General features: G+C 37.0%; 25 protein-coding genes and 3 tRNA genes. 15 read left to right on the top strand and 13 right to left on the bottom strand.

What is annotated here, in order from left to right; genetic code table 11:
• Positions 1-120: 120 nt before the first annotated feature.
• Positions 121-603 (top strand): transglutaminase-like domain-containing protein, encoded by a 483-nt coding sequence (locus BM179_RS02600; RefSeq protein WP_092011648.1) that lies wholly within the window; start codon positions 121-123, stop codon positions 601-603.
• A gap of 10 nt (positions 604-613) precedes the next feature.
• Positions 614-1,996, top strand: a complete 1,383-nt coding sequence (locus BM179_RS02605; protein ID WP_092011650.1) for an ArdC family protein — start codon at positions 614-616, stop codon at positions 1,994-1,996.
• 80 nt (positions 1,997-2,076) lie between these two features.
• On the opposite strand, the gene BM179_RS02610 is transcribed toward BM179_RS02605, so the two are convergent.
• The 4 genes from BM179_RS02610 to BM179_RS02625 all read right to left on the bottom strand — a co-directional run bounded on the left by BM179_RS02610 (position 2,077) and on the right by BM179_RS02625 (position 4,184).
• A complete protein-coding gene (locus BM179_RS02610) occupies positions 2,077-2,484 on the bottom strand; it encodes a hypothetical protein (protein WP_092011652.1) in 408 nt (135 codons plus the stop codon).
• Between the two features lie 37 nt (positions 2,485-2,521).
• Positions 2,522-3,781, bottom strand: a complete 1,260-nt coding sequence (locus tag BM179_RS02615) for a tyrosine-type recombinase/integrase (RefSeq protein ID WP_092011654.1) — start codon at positions 3,779-3,781, stop codon at positions 2,522-2,524.
• A 185-nt stretch (positions 3,782-3,966) separates the two neighbouring features.
• Positions 3,967-4,039: transfer RNA gene (locus BM179_RS02620), tRNA-Lys, on the bottom strand.
• Positions 4,040-4,111: 72 nt separating this feature from the next.
• Positions 4,112-4,184 (bottom strand) — tRNA-Lys (locus tag BM179_RS02625).
• Positions 4,185-4,297: 113 nt separating this feature from the next.
• Here BM179_RS02625 and BM179_RS02630 point away from each other — a divergent pair.
• A complete protein-coding gene (locus tag BM179_RS02630; RefSeq protein WP_143095131.1) occupies positions 4,298-4,984 on the top strand; it encodes an SH3 domain-containing protein in 687 nt (228 codons plus the stop codon).
• 58 nt (positions 4,985-5,042) lie between these two features.
• On the opposite strand, the gene BM179_RS02635 is transcribed toward BM179_RS02630, so the two are convergent.
• Positions 5,043-5,849 (bottom strand): SDR family oxidoreductase, encoded by an 807-nt coding sequence (locus BM179_RS02635; protein ID WP_092011659.1) that lies wholly within the window; start codon positions 5,847-5,849, stop codon positions 5,043-5,045.
• A gap of 279 nt (positions 5,850-6,128) precedes the next feature.
• Between BM179_RS02635 and rlmD the strand changes: the two genes are divergently transcribed.
• On the top strand, positions 6,129-7,550 hold the full coding sequence (rlmD, locus tag BM179_RS02640; protein WP_092011662.1) for a 23S rRNA (uracil(1939)-C(5))-methyltransferase RlmD: 1,422 nt from the start codon (positions 6,129-6,131) through the stop codon (positions 7,548-7,550).
• 250 nt (positions 7,551-7,800) lie between these two features.
• On the opposite strand, the gene dnaB is transcribed toward rlmD, so the two are convergent.
• Positions 7,801-9,408, bottom strand: coding sequence for a replicative DNA helicase (dnaB, locus tag BM179_RS02645; protein ID WP_092011665.1), 1,608 nt, complete (start codon positions 9,406-9,408; stop codon positions 7,801-7,803).
• A 372-nt stretch (positions 9,409-9,780) separates the two neighbouring features.
• On the opposite strand from dnaB, the gene BM179_RS02650 reads away from it, so the two are divergent.
• The 5 genes from BM179_RS02650 to BM179_RS02670 all read left to right on the top strand — a co-directional run bounded on the left by BM179_RS02650 (position 9,781) and on the right by BM179_RS02670 (position 14,777).
• Positions 9,781-10,761, top strand: a complete 981-nt coding sequence (locus BM179_RS02650; RefSeq protein ID WP_092011668.1) for a PhoH family protein — start codon at positions 9,781-9,783, stop codon at positions 10,759-10,761.
• On the top strand, positions 10,758-12,044 hold the full coding sequence (locus BM179_RS02655; protein ID WP_092011671.1) for a M43 family zinc metalloprotease: 1,287 nt from the start codon (positions 10,758-10,760) through the stop codon (positions 12,042-12,044). The genes BM179_RS02650 and BM179_RS02655 overlap by 4 nt, the downstream gene beginning before the upstream one ends.
• A 148-nt stretch (positions 12,045-12,192) precedes the next feature.
• On the top strand, positions 12,193-12,624 hold the full coding sequence (locus BM179_RS02660; protein ID WP_092011676.1) for a GNAT family N-acetyltransferase: 432 nt from the start codon (positions 12,193-12,195) through the stop codon (positions 12,622-12,624).
• A 169-nt stretch (positions 12,625-12,793) separates the two neighbouring features.
• Positions 12,794-13,432, top strand: a complete 639-nt coding sequence (locus BM179_RS02665) for a TetR/AcrR family transcriptional regulator (protein ID WP_092011679.1) — start codon at positions 12,794-12,796, stop codon at positions 13,430-13,432.
• 16 nt (positions 13,433-13,448) lie between these two features.
• Positions 13,449-14,777 (top strand): ABC1 kinase family protein, encoded by a 1,329-nt coding sequence (locus BM179_RS02670; protein WP_092011682.1) that lies wholly within the window; start codon positions 13,449-13,451, stop codon positions 14,775-14,777.
• 169 nt (positions 14,778-14,946) lie between these two features.
• Here the strand turns inward: BM179_RS02670 and BM179_RS02675 are convergent.
• Positions 14,947-15,030, bottom strand: a tRNA-Leu gene (locus tag BM179_RS02675).
• Between the two features lie 153 nt (positions 15,031-15,183).
• Between BM179_RS02675 and BM179_RS02680 the strand changes: the two genes are divergently transcribed.
• Both BM179_RS02680 and BM179_RS02685 read left to right on the top strand, forming a co-directional pair.
• A complete protein-coding gene (locus BM179_RS02680) occupies positions 15,184-15,579 on the top strand; it encodes a DUF3127 domain-containing protein (RefSeq protein ID WP_092011685.1) in 396 nt (131 codons plus the stop codon).
• Positions 15,580-15,999: 420 nt separating this feature from the next.
• Positions 16,000-16,194, top strand: coding sequence for a hypothetical protein (locus tag BM179_RS02685; RefSeq protein WP_092011688.1), 195 nt, complete (start codon positions 16,000-16,002; stop codon positions 16,192-16,194).
• A 107-nt stretch (positions 16,195-16,301) separates the two neighbouring features.
• Here the strand turns inward: BM179_RS02685 and BM179_RS02690 are convergent, their stop codons facing one another.
• The 3 genes from BM179_RS02690 to BM179_RS02700 are packed head-to-tail and all read right to left on the bottom strand — an operon-like array spanning position 16,302 to position 18,522.
• Positions 16,302-17,942, bottom strand: a complete 1,641-nt coding sequence (locus tag BM179_RS02690) for a PepSY-associated TM helix domain-containing protein (RefSeq protein ID WP_177219286.1) — start codon at positions 17,940-17,942, stop codon at positions 16,302-16,304.
• Positions 17,943-17,944: 2 nt separating this feature from the next.
• Positions 17,945-18,226, bottom strand: coding sequence for a hypothetical protein (locus BM179_RS02695; protein ID WP_092011694.1), 282 nt, complete (start codon positions 18,224-18,226; stop codon positions 17,945-17,947).
• A 2-nt stretch (positions 18,227-18,228) separates the two neighbouring features.
• A complete protein-coding gene (locus tag BM179_RS02700; protein ID WP_092011697.1) occupies positions 18,229-18,522 on the bottom strand; it encodes a hypothetical protein in 294 nt (97 codons plus the stop codon).
• Positions 18,523-18,975: 453 nt separating this feature from the next.
• Between BM179_RS02700 and BM179_RS02705 the strand changes: the two genes are divergently transcribed.
• On the top strand, positions 18,976-19,500 hold the full coding sequence (locus BM179_RS02705) for a gluconate 2-dehydrogenase subunit 3 family protein (protein WP_092012030.1): 525 nt from the start codon (positions 18,976-18,978) through the stop codon (positions 19,498-19,500).
• 55 nt (positions 19,501-19,555) lie between these two features.
• Complete coding sequence (locus tag BM179_RS02710) at positions 19,556-21,274, top strand: GMC oxidoreductase (RefSeq protein WP_092011700.1); 1,719 nt, start codon at positions 19,556-19,558, stop codon at positions 21,272-21,274.
• A gap of 92 nt (positions 21,275-21,366) precedes the next feature.
• Here the strand turns inward: BM179_RS02710 and BM179_RS02715 are convergent, their stop codons facing one another.
• The gene (locus BM179_RS02715; RefSeq protein ID WP_092011703.1) at positions 21,367-21,978 is read right to left on the bottom strand and encodes a deoxynucleoside kinase; all 612 of its coding nucleotides are present in this window, start codon (positions 21,976-21,978) and stop codon (positions 21,367-21,369) included.
• 242 nt (positions 21,979-22,220) lie between these two features.
• Here BM179_RS02715 and trhO point away from each other — a divergent pair, with 242 nt between their 5' ends.
• Positions 22,221-23,207: an oxygen-dependent tRNA uridine(34) hydroxylase TrhO gene (gene trhO, locus BM179_RS02720; RefSeq protein WP_092012033.1), complete on the top strand. Its 987-nt coding sequence runs from the start codon at positions 22,221-22,223 to the stop codon at positions 23,205-23,207.
• Between the two features lie 84 nt (positions 23,208-23,291).
• Here the strand turns inward: trhO and BM179_RS02725 are convergent, their stop codons facing one another.
• Positions 23,292-23,786: a GNAT family N-acetyltransferase gene (locus tag BM179_RS02725; protein ID WP_092011706.1), complete on the bottom strand. Its 495-nt coding sequence runs from the start codon at positions 23,784-23,786 to the stop codon at positions 23,292-23,294.
• 74 nt (positions 23,787-23,860) lie between these two features.
• The gene (locus tag BM179_RS02730) at positions 23,861-24,433 is read right to left on the bottom strand and encodes a 1-acyl-sn-glycerol-3-phosphate acyltransferase (RefSeq protein WP_092011709.1); all 573 of its coding nucleotides are present in this window, start codon (positions 24,431-24,433) and stop codon (positions 23,861-23,863) included.
• Positions 24,434-24,602: 169 nt separating this feature from the next.
• Here BM179_RS02730 and surE point away from each other — a divergent pair, with 169 nt between their 5' ends.
• Positions 24,603-25,379, top strand: a complete 777-nt coding sequence (surE, locus tag BM179_RS02735) for a 5'/3'-nucleotidase SurE (protein WP_092011712.1) — start codon at positions 24,603-24,605, stop codon at positions 25,377-25,379.
• Positions 25,380-25,430: the final 51 nt, after the last annotated feature.

The following is a 25,430-nucleotide window of genomic DNA, read 5'->3' on the forward strand; positions in this document are numbered from 1 at the left end:
TTAAAATGCGATGCGATATCGCATCTGAATATATTTTGTTACGGCCCGGATCGACTTATTTTACGATGTCGGCCGGAATCTAAGAAAAGTTCGATCCTGGATCTTATCAGCCAAAAGTATATGAAACATTTTTTTCAAAAACCGGATGCAAGTGATTTAATCGAGATGCCATCGTTCAACAAGTTGAGGACATTCTCTCGAATTTGTAAGGCGATTCCGAAAGCTGTTTCTGAGAGTGAAAAGTTATCTGTTAAATTTCAAGGAAAACCTCTGAAATCCACTCTGTTTTCAATCTATAAATTTTGTCGTGAAAATATAAATTACAGAGAAGATACTCCTGGAATCGAGCAAATAAGACTACCAAATCAAACTTGGTTTGATCGGAAAAAGGGTGTTGATTGTGAAGATTTCGCGATATTTTGTTCCTCAATTTTAGTCAATCTTCAGATACCTCATCGGGTATGTATGATTGATTTTGGTGAAGGATGGCAGCATATTTTAATTATCGTCCATACAATGAGTTGTGATTTTATCTTGGACCCAGTCAACGAAAAATTCAATAAGATTAAAAGGTTTAAACGGATTAAGTATCAGTCATTTTAGCAGTAAAAACATGGAATATTACGGAATTGAAAGTTATTCAGCAACTCAGGTAAAGAAACTTGGGTTGGATAATAAGTCTGGACTGGGTAAAATTGTTTCAACCGGAACAAAAAACTCAATATATGATATTATCACTGATCGAATTATTGAGATTATTCAAAATAATGACAATCTCGTTTGGCGACAATCATGGACTACAAACAAAGAGGGGCAACCGAACTTTCCTATGAACTATACTTCAAAGGAAAATTATAAGGGCTTCAATGGTTATTTTATCAAATGGCAAATGGTTGCCCTCAAACATGATTGCCCATATTTTATGACTTACAAGCAGGTTTTCGAGAAAGGTGGAAATGTAAAAAAAGGTGCCAAGGCATACACAGCATGTTTTTACACGAAAGATTTATACAGACATTTGCAGACCGGAAAGACGATTACTGCCAGTAAGTATAAGGAATTATCACATGCCGAAAAGGCGAATTACCATCAGTCATTCACTCTAAAGGTTTACAATATCTTTAACGCCAATGATATAGAAGGAGTTAAGTTTGACGATAGATGGAAGGGGGTTGCAGTATCAAAAAAGGATCAAATCACTAATTGTGAGAAAATTTATACAAAAATGCCAAACAAGCCGAAGTTGTACTTCGGTGGCGATAAGGCGTACTATACTCCTAACTTCGATTCTGTACAAATGCCAGTAATAAAGGATTTTAATGTTCCACAGGAATATTACTCAACCCTTTTTCATGAGTTGATCCATTCAACAGGGTATTCAGAACGATTAAATCGAAAATTCGGAAAAGGAATGAGTGATCCTCAGTATGCTTTTGAGGAATTAATCGCAGAGTTAGGTGCCTCGTATCTATGTGGGTATACTCACATAGATTATTTCACACTTAATAATTCTGCAGCATATATTAAAAGTTGGAAAAAATCAGTAATTGAAGAACTCCGGGGTAATAATAAAGCAATATTCAAAGCTGCGTCAGAGGCACAGAAGGCATCTGATTACATTCTCGGAAAATTGGACAAGGAAATCTACAGGAAATTTAAAGGGAAGATTGAAACGCCAAAAATCGGAGATAAGTCTCGTCCTGTTCTCTCTAAAAGCTTCAAATTAAGAGAAGAGAAGGAAAAACTAAAAGGAGATATTTCAAAGCTAACGAGAAAAGTCAAGGATAATGCGAAGTTTAAAGAAAAGCTGGCTTTTGAATTAGATAAATATCTAAAATCGCTAAATGGGTTGTCCGGGTTAGATTCTGAATTAACGAGTTTGAAAGCAAAGAAAAAATTCTTGACAAATTTATTGAGAGGTGATAATGAAGACTTTAAGGTAATTGGTAGAAGGGTTGGTTTGAGTTATCGGACGACTTCTATCAGGAAAAAGTAGATAAATGATTCCTGAAACATCAAATAAAAAGCAGATATTGCCTGGCAATATCTGCTTTTTTGATAGTATTAGTTTGTAGCTTATTTCTGACTATCTGTTTTAATTAGATACCCTTTCCCTGTAACACTAGTTGTATATCCTGCATAGGAAATAAGAATCAATGGGATTACAGTACGCTTTGTGACAAATTTTGGTTGAACTATTCCATCGATTCGATGCTCTTTACAGGCCTTCAGATATGCCTGCTCCCTTCTAAATTCCTCACTCTTTCCACCACCGAAAGGTAGAAATAAAAGCCAAACCTTTGTAAAAGATTTGCTTGTCTCAACGTTTGAAGTGATTTTGTAATCCTCTCTTTTCAAATTCGATAATTCCGTGTCATTGACCGAATTAAATCTTTGATTTTGACTGCTGGTTTTAGGCTGAACGGTGCAGGAAGAAATTGTAGCTAAGAAAGCGAATAGTACGAGTAGAATAGGGTTCTTCATTTTTTTTATAAGGGTTAAATTGTTTTATATACGTAAACTAAGCTAAAAAACCTTTTGTAGACAAATATTCATCTCTTAAAATAGTATGATCAATTTCCAAATAACTCTCAAGTTCCCTGGTAGTCGTCCAACCAGCAATAACTGCAATGCTTTCACCACGTAGTTTTTTGACATTATAGGCCTCTGAAATACCGGATGATCGTCCCATTTTTGAAGAAACATTTTTGTTAACTTTTGCCTTTGCAAATAACATTTTTAAATAACGATTGAAGTTGGTTGTGCTAAATCTGGGCATCTCCTGTAAGGACCCATATTTAAGCATTATTCGAATAGCTTTGTCAGACATTGGAATTATTTGTATCTGCCGTCCCTCTTCAATTGCCTTTTTTCTGGGTTTTATAATCCAGAAGTTGCCATTTTCATCGGTTCTTAAGTGTTTTTCATCACATAATTGCTTGAAATCACCATGATGAATGATACACTCTCTACAGAAAATAAACACATCCAGGTATCTTTGCTCATTCCAGTTAAGTTCTAGTTTTTCGATAGCAGAAACCTCAGTTGGGCTAACTGTTTTTACTTTTTTCCTGCCTTCGTGTTTTAACTTGTAAAATATTGTAGGATTGTCTCTTGTCAACTTGCATCTTCTTGCAAAATCAACTATTGTTCGGATTAATTTTATATGTTTGGTGGCATAATTTTGCCCTCTTGATTTCCCTTCGTCATTAATATTTGACGTTAGGTATAAATCAAACTGCTCGCAAAAACGTTCATCAACTTGGTCAATCCTGATTGATAGTTTCTTTTGAAATAAAAGAAATTTGGTGAGGTTCTTGATTCTTTTGATATAAGTTTCATAAGTGGAACTCTCAATATTTCCTTTGTGCTTCAATTCCTCTTCCTTGCGAATTTTAGTTTTTTGCTCAGCAAGGTAGTCTTCGACTACTTTCAAAAGTGTTTCTTCTGATTTTGTCGTTGAAATTTTATTAAAAATAGTCTTTTCATTAATAACCAATCCATTTAGCTCAAAATCCCGTTTTTGATCCTCTATTTCCCTCCTTATCGCCCTTAGTCGCCTGTTTTTTGCTTCAAATCCTTCCCCAGATATAAGCTCCTGGTTAATTGAATCCCAGTGCAAAAAGGCAGTGGAAATTTTAGTACTTTTTTCGACTGATTTAATTCCGTCGATCATTACATAATAGTAAATTATACCCAGACCTTTCCTTTTTTTTGATGTAGTTTGTGATTGTCGGAAATAAAATGTGATTTTCATTTGGTGTTCGATTAGGTTTTTCATGGTGGGTTTGGTTTTATGTGTTAGACAATTTTACAGTCAAAACATGTACCAAATTTTCATTATCAGAAAAACTGTAGTTTGATAGATTATTAGTAGAAGAAATACTAAATATGGCCTGAAAGCATCAAATGCCGCACTTAAAGAAGTACGGCATTTGATGTACGTAGCTGGTAAGTTTAATTTTGTGATCCCGCTGGGATTCGAACCCAGGACCCATACATTAAAAGTGTATTGCTCTACCAGCTGAGCTACGGAATCATCAGACCGAAGTCTGTATATATAAAATGTTCCATCTGGAACGAAGGGAGAATTTGCCACTGGCAATCCTCGTGATCCCGCTGGGATTCGAACCCAGGACCCATACATTAAAAGTGTATTGCTCTACCAGCTGAGCTACGGAATCATTTGCAAATACGAAAGCGTTTTCCTTAATTGCGGTGCAAAACTACGACTTTATCTAAAATTATGCAAGCTAGTAATCTAAAAAAAATTATATTTTTTATCATTCTAATCGTTTTGAGCCCGCAACTCTCTAAGAGTCAGAAATATGTAAATTCATTAAAAAAAGCCGATTCTTTATTCTTACATCAAAATTTTAACGCCGCAGAACAGATTTACGAAGAAAATTTATCTAAAATTCGTTTTCCTTCAAGTAAATTATATCTGAAACTCGCCTTCATCAAAGAACAAAAAAGAGATTTTTTAAATACTTTATATTACCTCAACAAGTCATACGAGCTTAAACCGAATGATAAAATACTATCAAAACTCAACGAAATTGCTACCCAAAACGACCTGAAAGGATACGAACTTGATGATTTCAACTTTCTGGTTTTGCTCTACAAACAGTATTCGGGCTTCCTGGTGGCAATTATGCTGGTGCTTGGAATTTATATTTTTTCTGTCCTGGTTTTCAAACAATACAAAAAACATTACATCCCACTCAGTCAGAAAATATTCCTTCTGGTTTATCTTATCGGGGTGAGTATTCTGTTAAATCTTCCTGATCGCTACCATCAGGCAATCGTCAATACAGACAGTGTTATTCTTAGAGATGCGCCTTCATCCGGTGCGCATGCGATCGAAACGATTGACAAAGGAAATCGCCTGAGTGTGCTCGGAACTACAGACATATGGCACAGGGTTGTCTGGCACGGTAAACTAATGTACGTAAAAGAAAGCGATGTGTGGCTGGTAGAATAAAAAATTCCGGAAAACTGGCGCTTCCGGAACTTTCAAATTATGTATTTCTAAACAAAATTTACCTCAAAGGTGAGTCTTTTTCCTTTGCAAGGGTATTATAAACCATGGTATCCATCAATTTGGGCAGCCATTTATTGAGAAAAACGGTAAGTTTTCCCTGAGATGTCAGCACCAGGTCTCTTTTTCTTTTCTTCGTTGCATTTAAAATAGCATCTGCCACTTCTTCGGCAGACATCATTTTTCCTTCATCTCTCATTGAGTCTCCTTTGCTCTGTCCATCACTACCTAATGAAGCAACCCGGATATTGGACGCTGTAAAGCCCGGACAAGCCGTAAGTACATGAACTCCGGTTTTGAGTAATTCCGTCCTCAACGCCTCTAAAAAGCCGTTTAAAGCAAACTTTGAAGCCGAATATCCCGAGCGAACCGGTAAACCTCTGTAACCTGCTATGGATGAAATGCCAATAATTGATCCTTTTGTTGCCTTAATATGAGGTAAAGCATATTTTGTGGCATAAACAACACCATAGAAGTTTATATCCATTACTTTTTTAATCACCTCAAGTTCCACGTCTTCAAACATCGAGCGCATCGAAATACCTGCATTATTGATTAAAATATCTATTTTGCCATACTTTTCCAAAGTCTGATTTACCATTATTTCATTGTCCTTCTCAACGCTTACATCTCCTGTAATAGCCAGGTTTTCTATATTTTCTGCTTTTAATTCATTGGAAACGGCTTCTAAGGGCTCTTTTTTTCTTCCGGTAATAACAATTTTCGCACCCTCTCTTCCAAATGCAAAAGCCAATGCTTTCCCGATTCCTGAGGATGCCCCCGTAATAATAACAACCTTATCTTTCATCTGTGAGTTTATAATTTACAACTTTTCAACCTATAACACAATCTATTCAATATCAATCATTTAATATCCAAAAACTATTAATATGATACAGGATAGCATTTAAGCGGCAATGATTGTTCTTCAAGTTTACTGAAAACTTTCCATTAGCAGAAAGCATTTAAGCTTTTTATGTTCAAAAGCTTAGAATTTACCTGCAAAAATAAAAAGCATTCCCTTTATCACAGCCTTTATCAGGAAGTTTTGCCGAAAAGAACGGTTTTTTTGTAATTTTGCAATCTTATGAGAGGAAAGAATAAAAAACCGAATATCGTTTTAGAAAACGTTTTAATAGAAGATTTTGCTTCTGAGGCAAAGTGTCTGAGCAGAGTAAATGATGAAGTAATCTTCATTGAGGGTCCTGTTGCCCCGGGTGATTATGCAGATTTAAGAATTACAAAGTCTAAGAAAAACTACAAAGAAGCTACGGCTATCAATATTCGTCCTACTTCTGCATTCAGAACCCAGACTACCTGTTCTCATTTCGGGGTTTGTGGAGGATGCAAGTGGCAACACATTGATTATCAACAGCAACTTGTCTTTAAAACCAAACAGGTCACCGATAATCTGGAAAGAATTGCAAAAGTAGATCTCCCGGCAATTAATCCGATTCTTCCCTCAAAAGAAACATTTTATTACCGGAACAAACTGGAATTTACCTTCTCCAAAAATCGCTGGCTAACGGCTGAAGAAATGAACACTGAGGGTAATTTATCCAAAAATGCCCTGGGTTTTCATGTTCCGAAACGATATGATAAAATTCTTGATGTTTCGCATTGTTATCTTCAACCGGATCCATCCAATAAGATTAGGCTGGCTGTAAAAGACTTTGCTGAGAAACATGATATGGAATTTTATGAATTGGTACGCCAGGAAGAAGGAGTGCTTCGCAATCTGATTATCCGAATTGCCAAAACAGGAGATTTGATGGTAATTGTACAATTTGCCAAAAATAGCCCTGAAGAAATTCAGTTAATGATGGATTTTCTGGCTAATGAATTTCCGGAAATCACTTCATTAAACTATATTATTAACACAAAAGGGAATGATACTTTTCATGACCTTGAGGTTATTAATGTGAAGGGCTTCCCATATATCATTGAAGAAATGGAAGGTTTGAAATTCAGAGTCGGACCAAAATCCTTCTATCAGACCAATTCCACCCAGGCTTATGAGCTTTATAAAATCACCAGGGATTATGCTGATCTTCAGGGAGATGAGCTGGTGTACGATTTATATACCGGCACAGGAACTATTGCTAATTTCGTAGCAAAAAAGGCCAGAAAAGTGATTGGTCTTGAATATGTGGAAATGGCGGTTGAAGATGCCCGGGTAAATTCGGAAATCAATAATATCTCCAATACTGAGTTTTATGCCGGAGATATGAGAAAACTTCTTGATGAGGATTTCATTAAGCAGAATGGCCGCCCGGATGTAGTCATTACCGACCCGCCGAGAGCCGGAATGGATGAACCTGTAGTCAGAACTTTACTGGAAGCTGCTCCGAAAAGAATTGTTTATGTAAGCTGCAATCCTGCCACTCAGGCTCGTGATCTGGCTTTACTGGACGCTAAATATGTAGTTACAGCGGTTCAACCTGTTGACATGTTCCCGCAAACGCATCACGTAGAAAATGTGGTAAGATTGGATCTGAGAGAGAACTGATTTCACCTTAGTTTATAAGGTTATATTAAGAAGAATCCCTGATTTGAAGTTGTTTCAAATCAGGGATTCTTCTTATAAAAAATAAAATATTACCAGGAAAATGGTTTAACTAAAATTAATTTTCAGGTAAAATTATTCCTTCAGTTTTAAGAAAAAACGGCTTAAATTTATCCTAAAGGCACTTTTTAATTAAGAAAGAAAAAAACAAATCGAACGATCATTCAAAAATCATTTGATTTAATAAGCTTTTTTAAAACGGCACATCCTGACTAGGGTTAGCAGTATTTCCGCCAAACGGATTGGCATTCGGGTTGTTCAAACGACTTCCCAGCGTAATGGCTCCTCCACTTTCAAACGTGCTGGCCGGATCAGCAATATGCTGGAAAGACTGCATATCATTATTCATTCCTAAATACTCTGAAGCATCAAGATCACAATATTTAGTATATTTTCCGATAAACCTCAATTGAACCGTATCCAGAGAACCTGCTCTGTTCTTGGCAATAATCAACTCTCCTACTCCTGCTACTGAATTCCCGTTTTCATCCTGGGTAATTCCATAGTATTCAGGACGGTAAATAAACATTACCATATCGGCATCCTGCTCAATCGAACCGGATTCACGTAAATCTGAAAGCTGTGGTTTCTTATCTCCTCCCCTTGTTTCAACAGCACGGCTCAATTGCGAAAGAGCGATAACCGGAACATCCAGTTCTTTTGCCAATTGCTTTAGTGCCCTCGAAATCGAGGCAATTTCCTGTTCACGGTTTCCGCTTCCTCCTCTGCCTGAAGAATCTCCCGACATAAGCTGCAAGTAGTCAATTACAATCATCTGAATATCATGCTGAGCTTTCAGACGACGGCATTTCGCCCTTAATTCAAGAATTGATAAAGCAGGAGTATCATCGATAAATATCGGAGCGGAAGTTAATTTACCAATTTTGGCATGCAATTGGGCCCATTCATGCGGTGCAAGATTCCCCTTTCTGATTTTTTCAGACTCAAGCTCTGCTTCTGCGGAAATCAAACGATTTACCAACTGAACAGAAGACATTTCCAATGAGAATATTGCTACAGCCTGGCCAAAATCGACCGCTGCATTTCTGCAGGCAGAAACAATCAGGGCTGTTTTCCCCATACCCGGACGGGCTGCAATGATAATTAATTCCGTTCTTTGCCAGCCGGAAGTAATTCTGTCCAAGGCACTAAAGCCGGAAGCAACTCCGGTCAGGCCTTCTTTCATATTCTTTTTGTTTTCCAACTCCAGCAAAGCACTCCGCATGATTGCAGCCATATCCGAGTAATTCTTCCGGATATTTGATTCAGAAATTCTGAAAAGCTCCTGCTCTACTCTGTCCAGCAACTGAAAAACATCTGTGGTATCTTCATAAGCTAATCTCTGAACCTCTGAGGATACTGAAATCAACTGTCTTTTAATAGAATGTTCGGCCACAACCCTGGCATGATATTCAATATTAGCCGCAGAGTTTACTCTGCTCGTCAATTCTGCTAAATATGAGGTACCTCCGGCCAGTTCTAATTCCCCCATTGCCTTCAGCTGATTGTTAACCGTCAGTAAGTCAATAGGTTCTGAAGCAGCAAAAAGTAAAGTAATTGCACCGTAAATTCTCTGATGAGCTTCTTTATAAAATGAATCAGGCTTTAAAATATCAATTACATTTGTCAGGGCATCCTTCTCAATCATTAATGCACCCAAAACAGCTTCCTCCAAATCCAGCGCCTGAGGTGGTATTTTCCCAAGCCCTGTATCCAGCCAACGGTTAGATGAAATTATCTTACCACCTGCAAAAGTGGCATTTTTTTTAAAAGTATTTTGATTTGGCCTGTTCTGTTCCATTAATACAATGTTACGAAAATATCTCAATATTCGGAAGCACTTCTTCAGCAAATACTATAACTGATTGATTCCCAGCGGGCGATCTCAGTTATGCAAAATATTAATTTTTAAGACATAAATTTCTTAAAAAATCTCCTTAAAAAACATATTGTCATCAAAATTAATTTAATACATTAGTGCATAATTTACAGGGGATTTTTCTGACTCTTTTTCTCAAAAAACTGAAAATATTCCGGATTTATCTATTCATTTTATCTGTTTGAGAACATTTTTTTAATAAACCGACTGAATAAAAAATAATCCGCATCGTTTTCGTTATATTTATTAACAGCAAATCTGCCCCTGAATCCTTCAATTTAAACATTTAACGATTTGACAGAAAATGTAATTACCCTTGAAGATGTTTCGTTAATTGACCTTTTGGGAGTTGAAAACGGAAATATCAAAATTGTTTCGGCGGCATTCCCGCAAAGTAAGATCATCTCCCGCGGGAATGAAATCATTATAAAAGGTTCCCAGCCTGAGATTGTCAGAATCAACGATATTTTGAACGCCATTATAGAGCACGTTCATAAATATGGCAAAATTTCCAAAGAGCAGGTAAAAACCTACCTACAGATGGATAAGAACCCAGAAGAAGATCCTGAAGCCCACCTTAAAGAAGAAGATGACGTTTTATTGTATGGTACCAAAGGTGTTGTAATTCGCGTAAAAACCCCCAATCAGAAGAAACTTGTTGAAGCAGCCAAAGAGAACGATATTGTTTTTGCAGTAGGGCCTGCCGGTACCGGTAAAACCTATACAGCAGTAGCAATTGCGGTAAAAGCACTGAAAAACAAAGAAGTTAAGAAAATCATTATTACCCGTCCGGCAGTAGAAGCCGGTGAGAATCTGGGCTTTCTTCCCGGTGATCTGAAAGAAAAAATTGATCCTTATCTGAGACCAATTTATGATGCCCTGGATGATATGATTCAACCCGAAAAACTGAAGTTTTTTATTGACAACCGGGTCATTGAAATCGCACCTTTGGCTTATATGAGAGGCCGAACACTTAACAATGCTTTTATTCTGTTGGATGAGGCGCAAAATACTACCCCTATGCAGATGAAAATGTTCCTGACGCGTATGGGTGTAAACTCTAAAACTATTATAACAGGAGATAAATCTCAGGTAGATTTACCGTTGAAACAAAAATCTGGTCTGGCTGAAGCTACCCGAATCCTTGAAGGAATCAAAGGAATTGGATTTGTGGAATTAGATGGTAAAGATGTTGTACGTCATAGATTGGTAAGAGATATCATCATGGCTTACGAAAAGTCAGAGGCAGAGAGAGAACAAAATAACACCAGATGAAAAAGTGCATTACCTCCTTACTGATTTTAATGTCGGTCAATACTTTTGCTCAGAGCAGATGCGCTGTCGCGGAGATTGATTCTATCCGAAGTTTGAATAATCCTTCTTTTAACTTTAAAAAAGCACTGATAAACAAAGAAATAAGTAAAAATGTAATCAGTGACAGGCTTGCCTCTTCGGCAATTTCAGGGACAGTAATTAAAATTCCGGTTGTAGTACATGTACTGACCGACAGAAATCCAGAGGATATTGGTGGATTGAATAATAATAATATTTCAGAAGAACAGATCCTTTCTCAGATAAAGGTTCTCAATCAGGATTACAGGCGGCAAGCCGGGACTAATGGCTTCAATACCAATCCGGTGGGTGTTGATATGGAAATTGAGTTTTCTCTGGCCACGATTGACCCAAATGGTAATTCAACCAATGGTATTACCAGAACAAAAGTCTCTCAGTCAACTTTTGATATTACCGGAGAATACCTCAAAATAGGAAATCTTATCCATTGGGATTATGAAAAATATCTCAACATCTGGGTATTAACTGCAAATGGACGTAATCTGGGTTATGGAGCATTTCCATATGATGCCAATGTAAGGGGATTGGAATTTGATCAGACTTCCTTAAATGAGCAGAAACAGTTTGACGGAGTAATCATTGATTACCGCTATTTTGGTACAGTTGGTGCAGTTACCAGTAAAACTTATGGCTGGGGAAGAACAGCTTCGCATGAAATTGGTCACTGGCTGGGACTTTTGCATCCGAATGGGGATATACGTTGCGGGGATGATTATTGCAATGACACTCCTACTATCGAATCCCTGAACAATTCTACCAACTGTAATAAAATTACTTCAAATTGCACAGGTGTTGTTGTTCAGAATATGATAGAGAATTACATGGATTATTCTCCTGATTTTTGCATGAATGTTTTTACCCAGGATCAAAAAGACAGAGTAAGAAGTGTATTGGATAAAAGTCCTACCCGTCAAAAAATTGTAACCGCCAATATTGACTTACCGGAAAGTGATAAGCTTGCTATCACTATTAAGCCAAACCCGACCAGTGATTTAGCGAAAATTGAAGTACTTTTCAAAAGTACAAAATCTATTTATGTAAATGTGTTTGACTATTCGGGTAAAAGCTTTTATACCAATACTTACGAGAATCAGTCCAGTTCACTAATCTATCTTGATACCTCAAAATATCCTAACGGAAACTATATTTTACAAGTCATTGCAGGAGATGAGTCTCTGAGTAAACACTTGATTGTTAACCGATAGGCATTTTCAAGCAACTCTGGCTCAAAATACGGTTATATTTTTCGTTTTTATGTAACACCAATACTGAATGATCGTTCAATTTGTGCATTTCAATTTAGCTTAGCATGTTTTGTGACACGCTGAGCAAATATTTTTTAGAAAAGATGATATGATTAATGTTAAAGTAGTTGAGAATCAGGAGGAATTGGATCTGGCATATCATGTCAGAACAAAGGTTTTTATAGAAGAGCAAGCCTGTCCACCTGAAGAAGAATTTGATGAATATGATCAGGAATGCAGGCATTTATTAGCGCTGTCAGACGGAAATCCTGCCGGAACTGCCCGTTGGAGATATACGGCAAAAGGTGTCAAGCTTGAACGGTTTGCTGTTTTAAAGGAATTTCGGGGTAATAAAGTTGGAGCTTCATTGGTTGACTTTATTATCAAAGACATTGACAGCCAGGAAAAAAGTAAAGGACAAATCAAATATCTGTATGCCCAGCTATCTGCCATGCCTCTTTATCAGAAGTTTGGTTTTAAACCCTTTGGAGAAAGATTCTGGGAAGTTGGCATCCAACATCAGGCTATGGAGCTGATTTAATGCTGAATAAACTGAACTTTTTCAAGAATTTCTAAAGCGGAATCAAGGATTTCCGCTTTTTTTCTTTACTGCGAAACATAGCTTGAAAACAAATTGTTACGTTATTATAAAGAATTCCCAAATATCCAGATAATCTCGGCTTACTTATTTAAAATCACTTTCGGAAATTATGGAAAAATCAGAAAAAATTATCCAGGCTTACATTGAGCATTTTATTGAAAATGGAAATCGCCCCGCTTCCGTATTTGCTTTTGCCAAAAAGTTAAAAATGAAAGAAGCAGAATTTTATGAATTTTATAATTCCTTTGAATTGCTGGAAAGTGATATCTGGCTAAGGTTTTTTGAAACAACCAGAAAAAAGATTGAAGCCGAGGAAATCTATGCAGGCTATTCGATCAGAGAGAAATTACTGGCATTTTATTATACATGGGTTGAAGTTTTGAAAGAAAACAGAAGCTATGTCATTCTCGCCTGGCAAAGTATTGATCGTAAGAAACTGAAAACTCCGACTTTTCTTGGTCCCTTTAAGGCAGCTTTTAAGGATTTTGCCAATAGCCTTGTATCAGAAGGTAAAGAAAGTCGTGAAGTAGCATCAAGACGCTACCTGGATGAAAGATATGCAGATGCTTTTTGGCTGCAAGCGCTTTTAATTTTAGATTTCTGGGTGAAAGACCCTTCCAAATCATTTGAAAAAACGGATGCTTTTATTGAAAAAGCAGTAAATACTTCTTTTGACCTGATTGGGGCTTCAGCTTTAGATTCGGTATTGGATTTAGCTAAATTTTTATACCAGCATCATAAAGCCTGACTTTAAATAATTTCTGATGAAACAACAAGGATCCATACCCACCTCAAAAGTTGCCCGAGCTACGGAATTTGTGAAAACCGGGGTTAAAATCGGAGGTAACTATATAAAACATAACGTTAAAAAGATCGTAGACCCCTCTATTTCAAGAGATGAACTACATCAGGATAACGCCAAAGATATTTACAATTCACTCAGTACTTTGAAAGGTTCCGCCTTAAAAGTTACCCAAATGCTGAGTATGGATAAGGGACTTCTGCCAAAAGCATACCGGGATAAATTTACCATGTCTCAATATTCAGCTCCTCCTCTGTCTGCACCATTGGTTATGAAAACTTTCCAAAAGAATTTTGGAAAGTCTCCTTCTGAGTTATTTGACAAATTCAACATTTCTGCTTCTAATGCCGCCTCAATCGGTCAGGTTCATAAAGCGGAGAAGGATGGTAAACAGCTGGCCGTCAAGGTACAGTATCCGGGCGTAGCTGAAAGTATCGGGGCAGATCTAAAAATGGTTAAGCCAATTGCTATCGCTATGTTTAACCTTAACGAAAAAGATGTTGACCGTTATATGGCTGAGGTAGAAAGCAAGCTATTGGAAGAAACGGATTATCGTCTGGAATTAAAACGGTCTATGGAAATTACCCGGGCTTGTGCACATTTGGAAGGCATCATTTTTCCCCGGTATTATCCTCAGTATTCTTCAGACAAAATTCTTACGATGGATTGGCTTGAAGGACTGCATCTGAAAGAATTTATTGAAACAAACCCTTCCCAGGAGATCAGGAACAAAATCGGTCAATTATTATGGGATTTTTATGATTTTCAATTTCATACCTTAAAACAGGTACATGCAGATCCTCATCCAGGTAATTTCCTGATGAGAGCTGATGGTAGTATTGGTGTAATTGATTTCGGGTGTATTAAGGAGATTCCTGAGACTTATTATCATGATTACTTCGCCTTGCTTAATTTCGATAACCTGGATGATAAAGAGAAAACCGATCGTATTTTCAGAAATCTGGAATTTATCGTTCCTTCCGATTCAGCAGAAGAAAAGGCTTTTTTCACAGATCTATTCACAGGAATGATTCATTTACTTGGCAAACCTTTTGCTACAGACGAATTTGATTTTTCAGATGATGAATATTTCGAATCAGTATATGCTTTTGCAGACAGGCTTACGAAAATAGAAGAATTAAAAAACTCCAAAGTCGCCAGAGGCTCACAACATGGCTTATATGTGAACAGAACTTATTTCGGATTATATTCCATTCTGAATGAATTAAGGGCTAAAGTTACAACTCACAAGCCTGATTGGCTGGTAGCAAAGAAAGCGGTTTTACTTTGATATTAGAAGTATTTTAAGACAAAAGACACCAGACATCTGTTTTAGCTTTATTTGGCATTATTTTAAGATCAATAAACCTAAATTAATGTGCGATAATGGTTTCAGTAAAAATTAAAAACCGCTATGACTGGATTTTAACCCATTCATAGCGGTTTTTAAATATTTTGAGTGACGATGGGGAGACTCGAACTCCCATGCCGAAACCAGCACTACCCCCTCAAAGTAGCGTGTCTACCAATTCCACCACATCGCCTTTATTTGATGGTGCAAAAGTAGTACTTTTTTACTTACTTGCAAACTGAAAATTTGATCTGATTATCCCTTTTGAACGAAAGATTTTTTAAATCTTTGAAAATCAAAAAGATAAACTTAATTTTAATTTTGTAATAAATAAATTTCATTAAAAATGGCTTTAGAAGTAATTGGCAAGTTGATAAAAGTATTGCCGGAAGTAACAGGACAAGGAAGAAATGGGGCTTGGGTTAAGCAGGAATTCGTATTGGAAACCCAGGAACAATATCCTAAAAAAGTTTGCATGGCAGCTTGGGGAGATAAAACCAATGAATTGAGACAATTTGCACTTGGTGATACCTTAAAAGCTAGCATAAGTATTGAATCCAGAGAATATAACGAACGTTGGTACACAGAGGTAAGAGCTTTTAGAATTGATTTGAATAACTCAGATGCCGGATATTCTGCTCCTCAGCAAAATCAAGGCTTTGCTCCTAGAGCTGCTACTCAAAGTGCTCCGGTAGCTGATTTACCGAGTTTCTCTGAAGACGATCAGGATCTTCCTTTTTAATCAAAATCCTTAAAAAAGAGTCAGCTTTTCCCTCAGGACTAGCTGACTCTTTTTTGTAGTGACGATGGGGAGACTCGAACTCCCATACCGAAACCGACACCCCCCCCTCAAAGTAGCGAGCCTACCCATTCTAAGAATATTCTCTTGTCGTATATTCCTGCTCTAACCTCAATTTCTAAAATACACTCTCCTACAATCATTGGTAAATTCTTTCCACAGATATTAAACTGGTTTATTTATACAGACCTGTTTTCAAAGCCGGGCCTCTTAATTGACGTATTAATGCAATCTTAACTTATTGTAAACAATTACCGAAGCCTCAATTTATGCTGAAAAGAATTACTAAATTTCGACCTAATAATTTGTAATCTGTTAAAAGTCAAACAGATTACGAAAAGTCAATCCATAAATAAAGCTAACATGCAAAAATTTATCATTGTAAATACTTCCTACGAAGTAGATAAAGAAAGCGGAATCAGAGAAATAGAATTTCCACAATTGAATAAGTATTTTGATCTTGGTTTTGAGATCAAGGAAATCCATCAGTCAGTACTGGGTGAAAATTCAGATGTTCTTTCAACCACAATCATTTTAGAAAAACTGGAAGATATTTAGTTATTTCAGAGAAACAATCTGTACATTTTCTGTAAAAACACGAAATCCCAGAAAATTCAGATTTTCCGGGATTTCGTGTTTTTACAAATCTATTCTAAAACTGACATTCAGACCTCTGCTTTATTTGCAGGTTTTTGTCTGATGCTGCTACTGTTTAAGCTACCTTTCAGAGAAATTGCTCTGTTGCTGTTCCTATCCATCAGATAAAGTATTCCAAAAGAGACAATACCTGTTACTAACCAGAACAGATCAACTCCCATTACATAAAAATTTCCCTGAACGGCAGAAGTCCAGATCCAGTCACCAGTCATTAGACCATTGATTAAGGGAATAAATACTGAAAAAATTCCTAAAAGAATTAAAGTAAATTTCATGAGTTTTCTTTCCTCTTTCAATCCTGTTGCTCCCCGGATTGTTAGCAAAAACCATATACTAAAAAAGGCTGTATTTACATAGAAAGTATGTCTGTGGCTATTTAGCGCTATAGTTTGCTCTAAAATAAAAAGTAAGGCAATTGCAGGAAGCATCATTAGACAGACCGACAAATACCACATCGTAACCCGGTGATGAAATTTCTTTTGTTTTGCTGTATATTCTTTCTTATTGCGGGCTTCTTTCCATATTAATACACCACTCAGTATCACAAAACAAGTAAACAGGGCGAGTATAAAATAGATAGTTTTCAGAAATATCCCCCCGAATTCTCCGAAATGCAACCTCCCGATTCCCTCCAGTACGGATTGAACATAAGTTTTAGAACCGGGAATGATGTTTATCAGCTTTTTGCCATCTTTTAAGGAAACTGTTATCATTCCGTTTCCGGTAAAGTTTTCACTTTTTGAAATTCTCGCAGTGAGTATAGCATCTTCACGATCATAATGCCTGATCGACAAAGAAGATATCCCGAAATCAGGATTTTCTTTTTCTAATTGCGAAATGGTTTTCAGAACAGCGCCTTTATAGGATTTCTGAGGAGATGAGTCCTTTAATACAATTGCTCCGTCCGGTCGTAAAATATCCAGTGCTTTTTTCTGATTTCCTCCATAAAAAGCCAATACTCCCGGAATCAGAATTAAAATTGAAAAGATGTAAAATGTGCCTGTAATAGCATACATTAACTGAAATGGAAGACCCAGTAACCCGAAAACAGTATGAGAATTTGTCCAGATTTGTTTCCAGGAACCTTTGAGCGAAAATCCGTAAAATTTGGAAAAAATATTTCTCCAGTGAATAAGTAAACCTGTAATGCTGGCAAATGCAAAAAATAAAGCGACCAAACCAGCCAGATACATCCCTACCGCCGGAATCTGCTGCAAATAATGCAACCTGAAAAGTGTTTCTCCGATAGTAGAAGCGGCTCCCTCATTACCTTTACTCAGCGTATAGGTCTTTTTCACAGGATTATATATTGCTTCAAAATACTCAACTTCCTTTTTATTTTTCGACAATTGTCCTCTAACTAACAAAAGAGGGTTTGCTTCAGTAGGTAAAACCATTCTAATGTCATTTTCGGTCTTAAATGCGGGGTTTTCTGCCTTAATCTGATCTACAACCGCATTATAATCAATGGTTTTTACCAAAGGAATCCTGGCTTCAGGATTTTCCCATTGATAAAATTCATTCCGGAAAAGCGTAAATGCTCCCGCAAAAAAAATAACATATAAGGCAAAACTGATTGCAATCCCCGAAACAGTATGGGTATGAAACAGTATATTATATGCTCTGTTTGGCAATCCTTTTAACTTCATGTTTATCTGCTGATAAAGTAAATTGAGGCAAAAATTAAAGTACATATGATATAGACAGCCCAGGCTTGCCAGCCATTCCTGAAAAGAAAAGCTGTCACAATTAACCCTGTCCACATAATAAATAAAGAAAATGAAGCCGTAAGCATAATCGCCATTTTATCTTTAAACAGCGCTCCCAAAGACAAATGAAAAGCTACGGTTAGCATGTATCCCCCTAATATTCCGGCACTTATTTTTAATGCCCTTTGCCCGGGGCCTGATAAATATTCTTTCTTAGCTGGCATAATCAAAGATTTCCAAGGATGACAAAACCATGGATCATTACAATTAATCCGATAAAATAAGCTTTCCCTAAGACAGCTGACAACTGAATAAGGGAAAGAGAAAGTACGACTACAGTCAAAGAAAGCAGCAACCCGCTTGCCCAGTCCCATTGGTAAACGAACAAAATGGTCCCACTCAAAACCGGTAAAAAACCAATTGATTTAAGCAGGGGAATCCTGACTAAGTAATCAGGAAAATACTTTGAGTTTGCATAATAAAGGTAAATTCCAAGAAAGGTCAGGTAAAATGCTATCATAATGTGTAAAGGTAAAATTTGACACAAATATTATTTTTATTTAGACTATTTACAAATAAACTCAAAGATTTGTATCAGCCATATAATCAAACCACCGGAAACAGCGGCAAAATATCTCTTATGACTATTGCGGATTAGCCTCTCTTTTTATCAATCCATCTAAGGAATGTGTCATATATGCCAAACGCCTGCATTAAAAGAATAATACCTTGGTTAAATTCATGCAGGTATTTTATTTTTTTATTTTTATAAGTAATATATTTCCGATTTTATTTTCAAAAAGAGCTTAGAAACATCATTCAGGTCGTTTTTAGGCTCTTTTTTGCTATAAATGGCTTTTTTTTTCTTAATTTAACATAAATGACAACCCTATAAATACCCACAATGGTAAAAATTTTACCTGCATATTTGTATCTTTATACCCAAAAACTCCAAATAAATCTTATATTAATCATGCAAAGGCGCTCCGCAATTAAAAACTTAACATTAGCAGTTGGTGGCTTGGTAAGCCTTCCAGCCTGGGCTTCCAGATGGACCCCGGATTCAATTGGAAAGGTTTCGACTTCAGTAGTCAGCGAGGATAATCAAATGATCCTGGCAGAAATTGTTGAGACGATTATTCCCGAAACAAGTACCCCGGGAGCAAAATCGTTGAAGGTAAATCAATTTATCATGAGAATGGTCAACGATTGTTACGGAGAACCTGTTCAGAGTAACTTCAAAAAAGGGCTTACCTTGATTGACGATCTGGCAAAACAGAGCTACGGAAAGGCTTTTACAAGTTGTGATGCTCTTCAAAAAGCTGATGTTTTCAATAAAATGAGAAAATCAGATGACACTTCAGCAAAGCAATTCACCAATATGGTAAAAAACCTCACTATTCAGGGCTACATGAATTCTGAATATGTATTGGTCAACCTGCTGAATTACAATATGGCTCCAGGATTCTATCACGGCTGCGTTCCCATTGGAAAATAAACTTTCCCGATACTTTAATTTTATAAGATCCAAACAACATTTTATCCTTTGAAATATGTCTTTCCTCAATATAGATTCAGTAAAAAACCGCACATTTGATGCAATAGTAGTTGGTTCAGGAATAAGCGGCGGCTGGGCTGCCAAAGAACTCACAGACAAGGGATTAAGAACACTTGTTTTAGAACGCGGACGAGATGTCAAACATATTACAGATTATCCGACGACAATGATGAATCCCTGGGAATTTGAACATTTAGGTCAATTGCCAAAAGCCATTAAAGATGCCAACCCTATCGTCAGCCGTTGTTATGCATTCAATGAAGATGCTGCTCATTTCTTTGTAAAGGATGCCGAACACCCTTATGTTCAGGAAAAACCTTTCGACTGGATCCGTGGCTATCAGGTAGGTGGAAAATCATTAATGTGGGCAAGAGGAACGCAAAGATGGTCGGAACAGGATTTTGACGGCCCTGCGAGAGATGGCTTTGCAGTTGACTGGCCAATCCGTTATGCTGATCTCGCTCCCTGGTATAGTCATGTAGAAAAATTTGCAGGAATTTCCGGAAACAGAGACGGAATTCCTCAGTTGCCTGACGGCGAGTTTTTGCCTCCTCATGAAATGTCCTGTGTAGAAAAACATTTCAGCGAACAAACAGCGAAACACTATAACAACACCAGGCCGATTATCATCGGAAGATGTGCTCACCTTACCAAGCCTCAGCCTATACATTATCAGCAAGGCCGAGGACAATGTCAGAATCGTTCATTATGCCAGAGAGGATGTCCGTACGGAGGATATTTCAGTAGTAATTCATCTACCCTTCCCTGGGCTCAAAAATCCGGAAAAATGACACTTCAACCGGATTCTGTAGTGCATTCTATCATTTTTGATGAAAAGAAGAACAAAGCAACCGGAGTCAGAGTGATTGATGCGCATACCAATCAAATGACAGAATATTATGCCAAAATCATCTTCCTGAATGCGGCAACAATGAATACCAACCTGATTTTACTTAACTCAAAATCACATCGTTTCCCGACTGGTTTCGGTAATGATAATGGCCTGTTAGGAAAATACCTGGCTTTCCATAACTTCAGAACGACCATTTCAGCGGAATATGAAGGATTTCTGGATTCAACCAGCGAGGGAATCAGACCAAATAGCAGTTATATTCCAAGATTCAGGAATTTCTTCAAACAGGAAACTGATTTCTTAAGAGGATATGCAGCTGGATTTGGCTCGACCAGAATGCTTGATAATGATTTATCGGGAATCGGTGAAGATTTGAAAACTAACCTTACAGCCAAAAAATACGGTAACTGGAGAGTAGGCTCGCACATGATGGGCGAAACTATTCCGAAAGAAAGTAATTATGTAACGCTGGACTCAAATCTGAAAGATACATGGGGCATTCCGCAATTGAAAATCTCTGTTTCCTATGACGACAACGATGAGAAGATGATTGTTGATTTCCATGAACAAATGACAGAAATGTTAACCAAAGCCGGTTTTAAAAACGTCAAAACGCATGATGTACCAAGCAAAGCGCCAGGCCTGGATATTCATGAGATGGGCGGTGTAAGAATGGGTAAGGATCCTAAAACTTCTATGTTAAATAAATGGAATCAGTTTCATAACTGCAAAAACGTATTTGTTACAGACGGAGCCTGTATGACATCTACTTCAACACAAAACCCCTCACTTACCTTTATGGCTATAACTGCAAGAGCAGCAGACCATGCCGTAAAAGAGCTAAGAAAAGGGAATCTTTAGCATATACTGATTTAATTAAAAAGTCCTGAAGACTCTGTGTTTTCAGGACTTTTTTGATATTGTTACTACCTGTTCCAGATTTTCTAATGCTGCTATCCGTAAAGCAATGCTTTGTCAACCTGGTCAATCACAAAGGCAAGATCATCGGGATTATTGGCATAATCCAACTCATTTACATTGATTGTTAACAACTTACCTTCCTTATAATTATTTACAAAATCCTCATAATGCTGATTAAGATCAGACAAGTATTTCTCTGAAATATTTGCTTCAAAATCTCTTCCTCTTTTCTGAATCTGGTTAACCAGTTTTGGCAAATCGGCTTTCAGATAAATGGTGAGGTCAGGAGCCTTCACTGTAGTCATCATCAGATCAAAAATGCTTTTATAGGTATCATAGTCATTCTGAGACATGATTCCGGATTGATACAAATTAAGAGCGAAGATGTAGGCATCTTCATAAATCGTCCGGTCCTGAATTATTCTTTTATTGGATTTTTGAATCTGAGCAACCTGTTCATAACGGCTTTTCAGAAAATAAATCTGTAAATGGAATGCCCATCTGGGCATATCTCCATAAAAATCAGCCAGATATGGATTTCCTTCTACCGCTTCAAATAATACTTCCCAACCGAAATGTTCAGCCAATTTTGAAGCAAGCGTTGTTTTTCCTGCGCCTATGTTCCCGGTAACTGCAATATGCATAATTTAAGATCTGTTTTATGCCAGGAAACAGCCTGGCCTTTATGATTTTCAGTGATTGTTATAATGAATCTTCCAACCTCAAAGTTCACAATTTCGCAGGGAAATAACTATAATTTTCTAAACAGAAATGATAAACATCAGCCAAAACACTGATTTTAAATAATTTAAAATTCTTCATTTCAAGGCCGTTTTTGTATCTTTGCACCGTTAAATTTTTGTTGTATCTGTAAATCATGTTGAAGATGAAAGCTTACAGAGTTATTCTTTATTATAATTATACGCCTATCCCGGACACTGAGGCTTATCGTGAAAAACATCACTTATTCTGTCTGGAAAATAATCTTTTAGGAAGAATTATCGTCGCTGAAGAAGGATTGAACGGAACCGTTTCAGGTCTGGCAGAAGATTGTCAGAGATATATGAACTGGCTCGAAAATGATCCGATTTTCAAAGGTTCTGATTTTGATTTCAAGGTGGAAGAACACGATATCCATGCTTTTCAGAAACTCCACGTCAGAGTAAAAGAAGAGATTGTTAACTCAGACCTTCCTGTGAATCCCCGGGTACGTACCGGCAAGCACCTTGAGCCGGCTGATTTCAAAAACATGCTCAAAAATGACCCTGACATCGTTTTAGTTGATATGCGTTCCAATTATGAACATTCAGTCGGTAAATTTAAAGGAGCTGTCACCTTTGATATGGAGAACCTGCGGGAACTTCCTGACCACATGCATGAGATTGAGCATCTGAAAGATAAAAAAATCATCACTTACTGTACCGGCGGGATCAAATGTGAGAAAGCTTCTGCATATTTATTGGAAAAAGGCTTTGAAAATGTGTATCAATTGCATGGTGGAATCATCAAATACGGACTTGAAGAAGGTGGTGAGGATTTTGATGGAAAATGTTATGTTTTTGACAATAGAATTCAGGTTCCTGTAAATCATGTGAACCCTGAAGTCATTTCAAAATGTCATATTTGCCAGACACCAAGCGACAGAATGGTAAACTGTTCCAATCCGGAATGCAACGAGCACGTACCGATTTGTGAGAAATGTGGCTGGGAAATGGAAGGAGCCTGCTCCGAAAGCTGCAAAGAACATCCACGTAAACGTCCCTATGACGGAACCGGATATTATTCTAAAAAATCTGATGGTTACTCTCCGGAACTAGGCTTTAAAAGCTTCAGCAGAAACCTGAAAGTTGATCTTGCCAAACTGACGCAATAAAAAACTGATTCAAGTGTAAAGGGGTTAAAAGAATCGAGCTAAAAATGACTTAATCTTTTAATCCCTTTTTATATACATTCAGCATTAAATCTTCCTTTGCATCACATAATCGTTCATCAGAAAACCATTTCCAATATTAACATCAACTTCATCAACTACCTGAAAACTAAGCTTTTCATAGAAAAATCTTGCTTTATTGAAACGGTTTACATTTAATTCAAGAATTGAAAAACCGGAAGTTTCTACTCTTTTACAAATTTCTTCCACCATCAGTTTGCCAAATCCTTTTCCCTGTGTTTCCGGAAGGAAGTAAATCTTATGAAGCTTAATCAGTTGTTCGCTTTTAGGCTCAAAACCTGCAAAACCTACCACTTTTCCCTCATTCTCCAAAAACAAAAAAGTATGGTTTTCGAATTGTTTTTCAAGAACATCAGTGGAATACATCATTTCCATCATATATTCTATCTGCTCCGGGCTTAGAATTGAACCATAGGTTGGTCCCCATGTTTCTCTGGCAATTTCCTGAATTAAACCAACCTGCGAAATATTGGCTTCGTAAATTTTAATAGTGTCAGACATAAATAGAATTTAGTATATTGTTAAAATTTTAATAAACATAACACACTGAATTACAACAAATTAAACCCTTTCATCTAATCAAATTTCATATCTTTCAAACTATACTGATCGGGGTTTTTAGGATGTATTAAAGAATAAAGTTTCTGAATTTCATAAAGATCTTTTGCATAATTTCCGGAAGGGTAATATACATTGAGAAATCCACCCTTCTTTTCTTTAAAATCCAGAAAGCCTAAAACAATTGGTACTTTAGCTCCGTAAGCAACATGATAAAATCCTGATTTCCATTCCCTTACAAAACTCCTGGTTCCTTCTGCCGGAATCATGAGTCTCAGCTCTTCCCTGCTGGCAAACAGATCGATCATAGTCTGCACCAGGTTATTTCTCTGACTTCTGTAAACAGGAATTCCTCCCGAACCTTTCATGATTAGTCCCAGGGGAAATTTAAAAAGAGAATCTTTGGCCAGAAATCTTACTTTCACTCCTAATGCATAAAAAACAGACATAGCGAAAGGATAATCCCAATTGGAAGTATGCGGAGCAGCAACGATCACACATCTTTTCACATCCTGTATTCCTTTGGGTGTATGATCTGCAATTGTCCAGCCGTTTAGCCTTAAAAAGAGTTTACCGATAAGTTTTAACATATTTATGGGCTCAATCAAACACTAAGGCTTTTCATGAGATTGTTTAAGTTAGTCCAAAGTTAAGAATCTATCACGAAAATTTAACTTTATAAAATAGCTTTCAATGTAATTTTGTACTTTTGATTTTCAACAAAATTCCTTCACGGAATTCTATTCCGTGCAAAATTCTATGTCAACAGATAAACCTCTCATTCTCATCTCCAATGATGATTCTATTGCCTCTAAAGGCATTAAAGTTTTAACAGAAGTAATGTCAGAAATCGGGGATGTAGTAGTAGTAGCCCCTGATTCTCATCAATCGGGAATGGGCCATGCAATTACACTTGGAACTCCTCTGAGAGTCTCTAAAAGCCTCAGGTTAGGTCCTGAAATTGAAGCTTATAAATGTTCGGGCACTCCCGCGGATTGCATTAAATTCGGGAAACACTTCATTTTAAAAGAAAGAAAAATTGATTTGGTGGTAAGTGGAATTAATCATGGTTCTAATTCATCAATTTCAGTAATTTATTCAGGAACTATGTCCGCCGCAATCGAAGCAGCACTTGAAGGTATTCCGGCGATAGGTTTTTCTTTATGCGATTTCTCAGCCGATGCTGATTTTGACCATATCAGAGCTTATGTTAAAAATATAGCTCAGAAAGTAATTGAAGAAGGTTTGCCGACAGGACTGGCATTAAATGTTAACTTTCCTGCTAAAACGGATCAACCTATTGCAGGTGTAAAAATTGCCAGACAGGCAATTGCCGTTTTCAGAGAAACCTTTGAAGAAAGAAGAGATCCTTACGGAAAACCATATTATTGGATGGATGGCTTTCTTCAGAATAATGATAACAATGGCGGAACAGATGAAGATGCCTTAAAAGAAAATTTCATTTCAATAGTTCCTGTCAAGTTTGATTTGACAGATTATCAGGCAATTGAGCAATTAAAGAGTTGGAATTTATAAAATGCCTCTGGCTTAAATTATTATAAATTAATACTTTTAAATTCTTCGAAA

The organism is Pseudarcicella hirudinis (assembly GCF_900115665.1).
GTDB classification, from domain to species: Bacteria; Bacteroidota; Bacteroidia; order Cytophagales; family Spirosomataceae; genus Pseudarcicella; species Pseudarcicella hirudinis.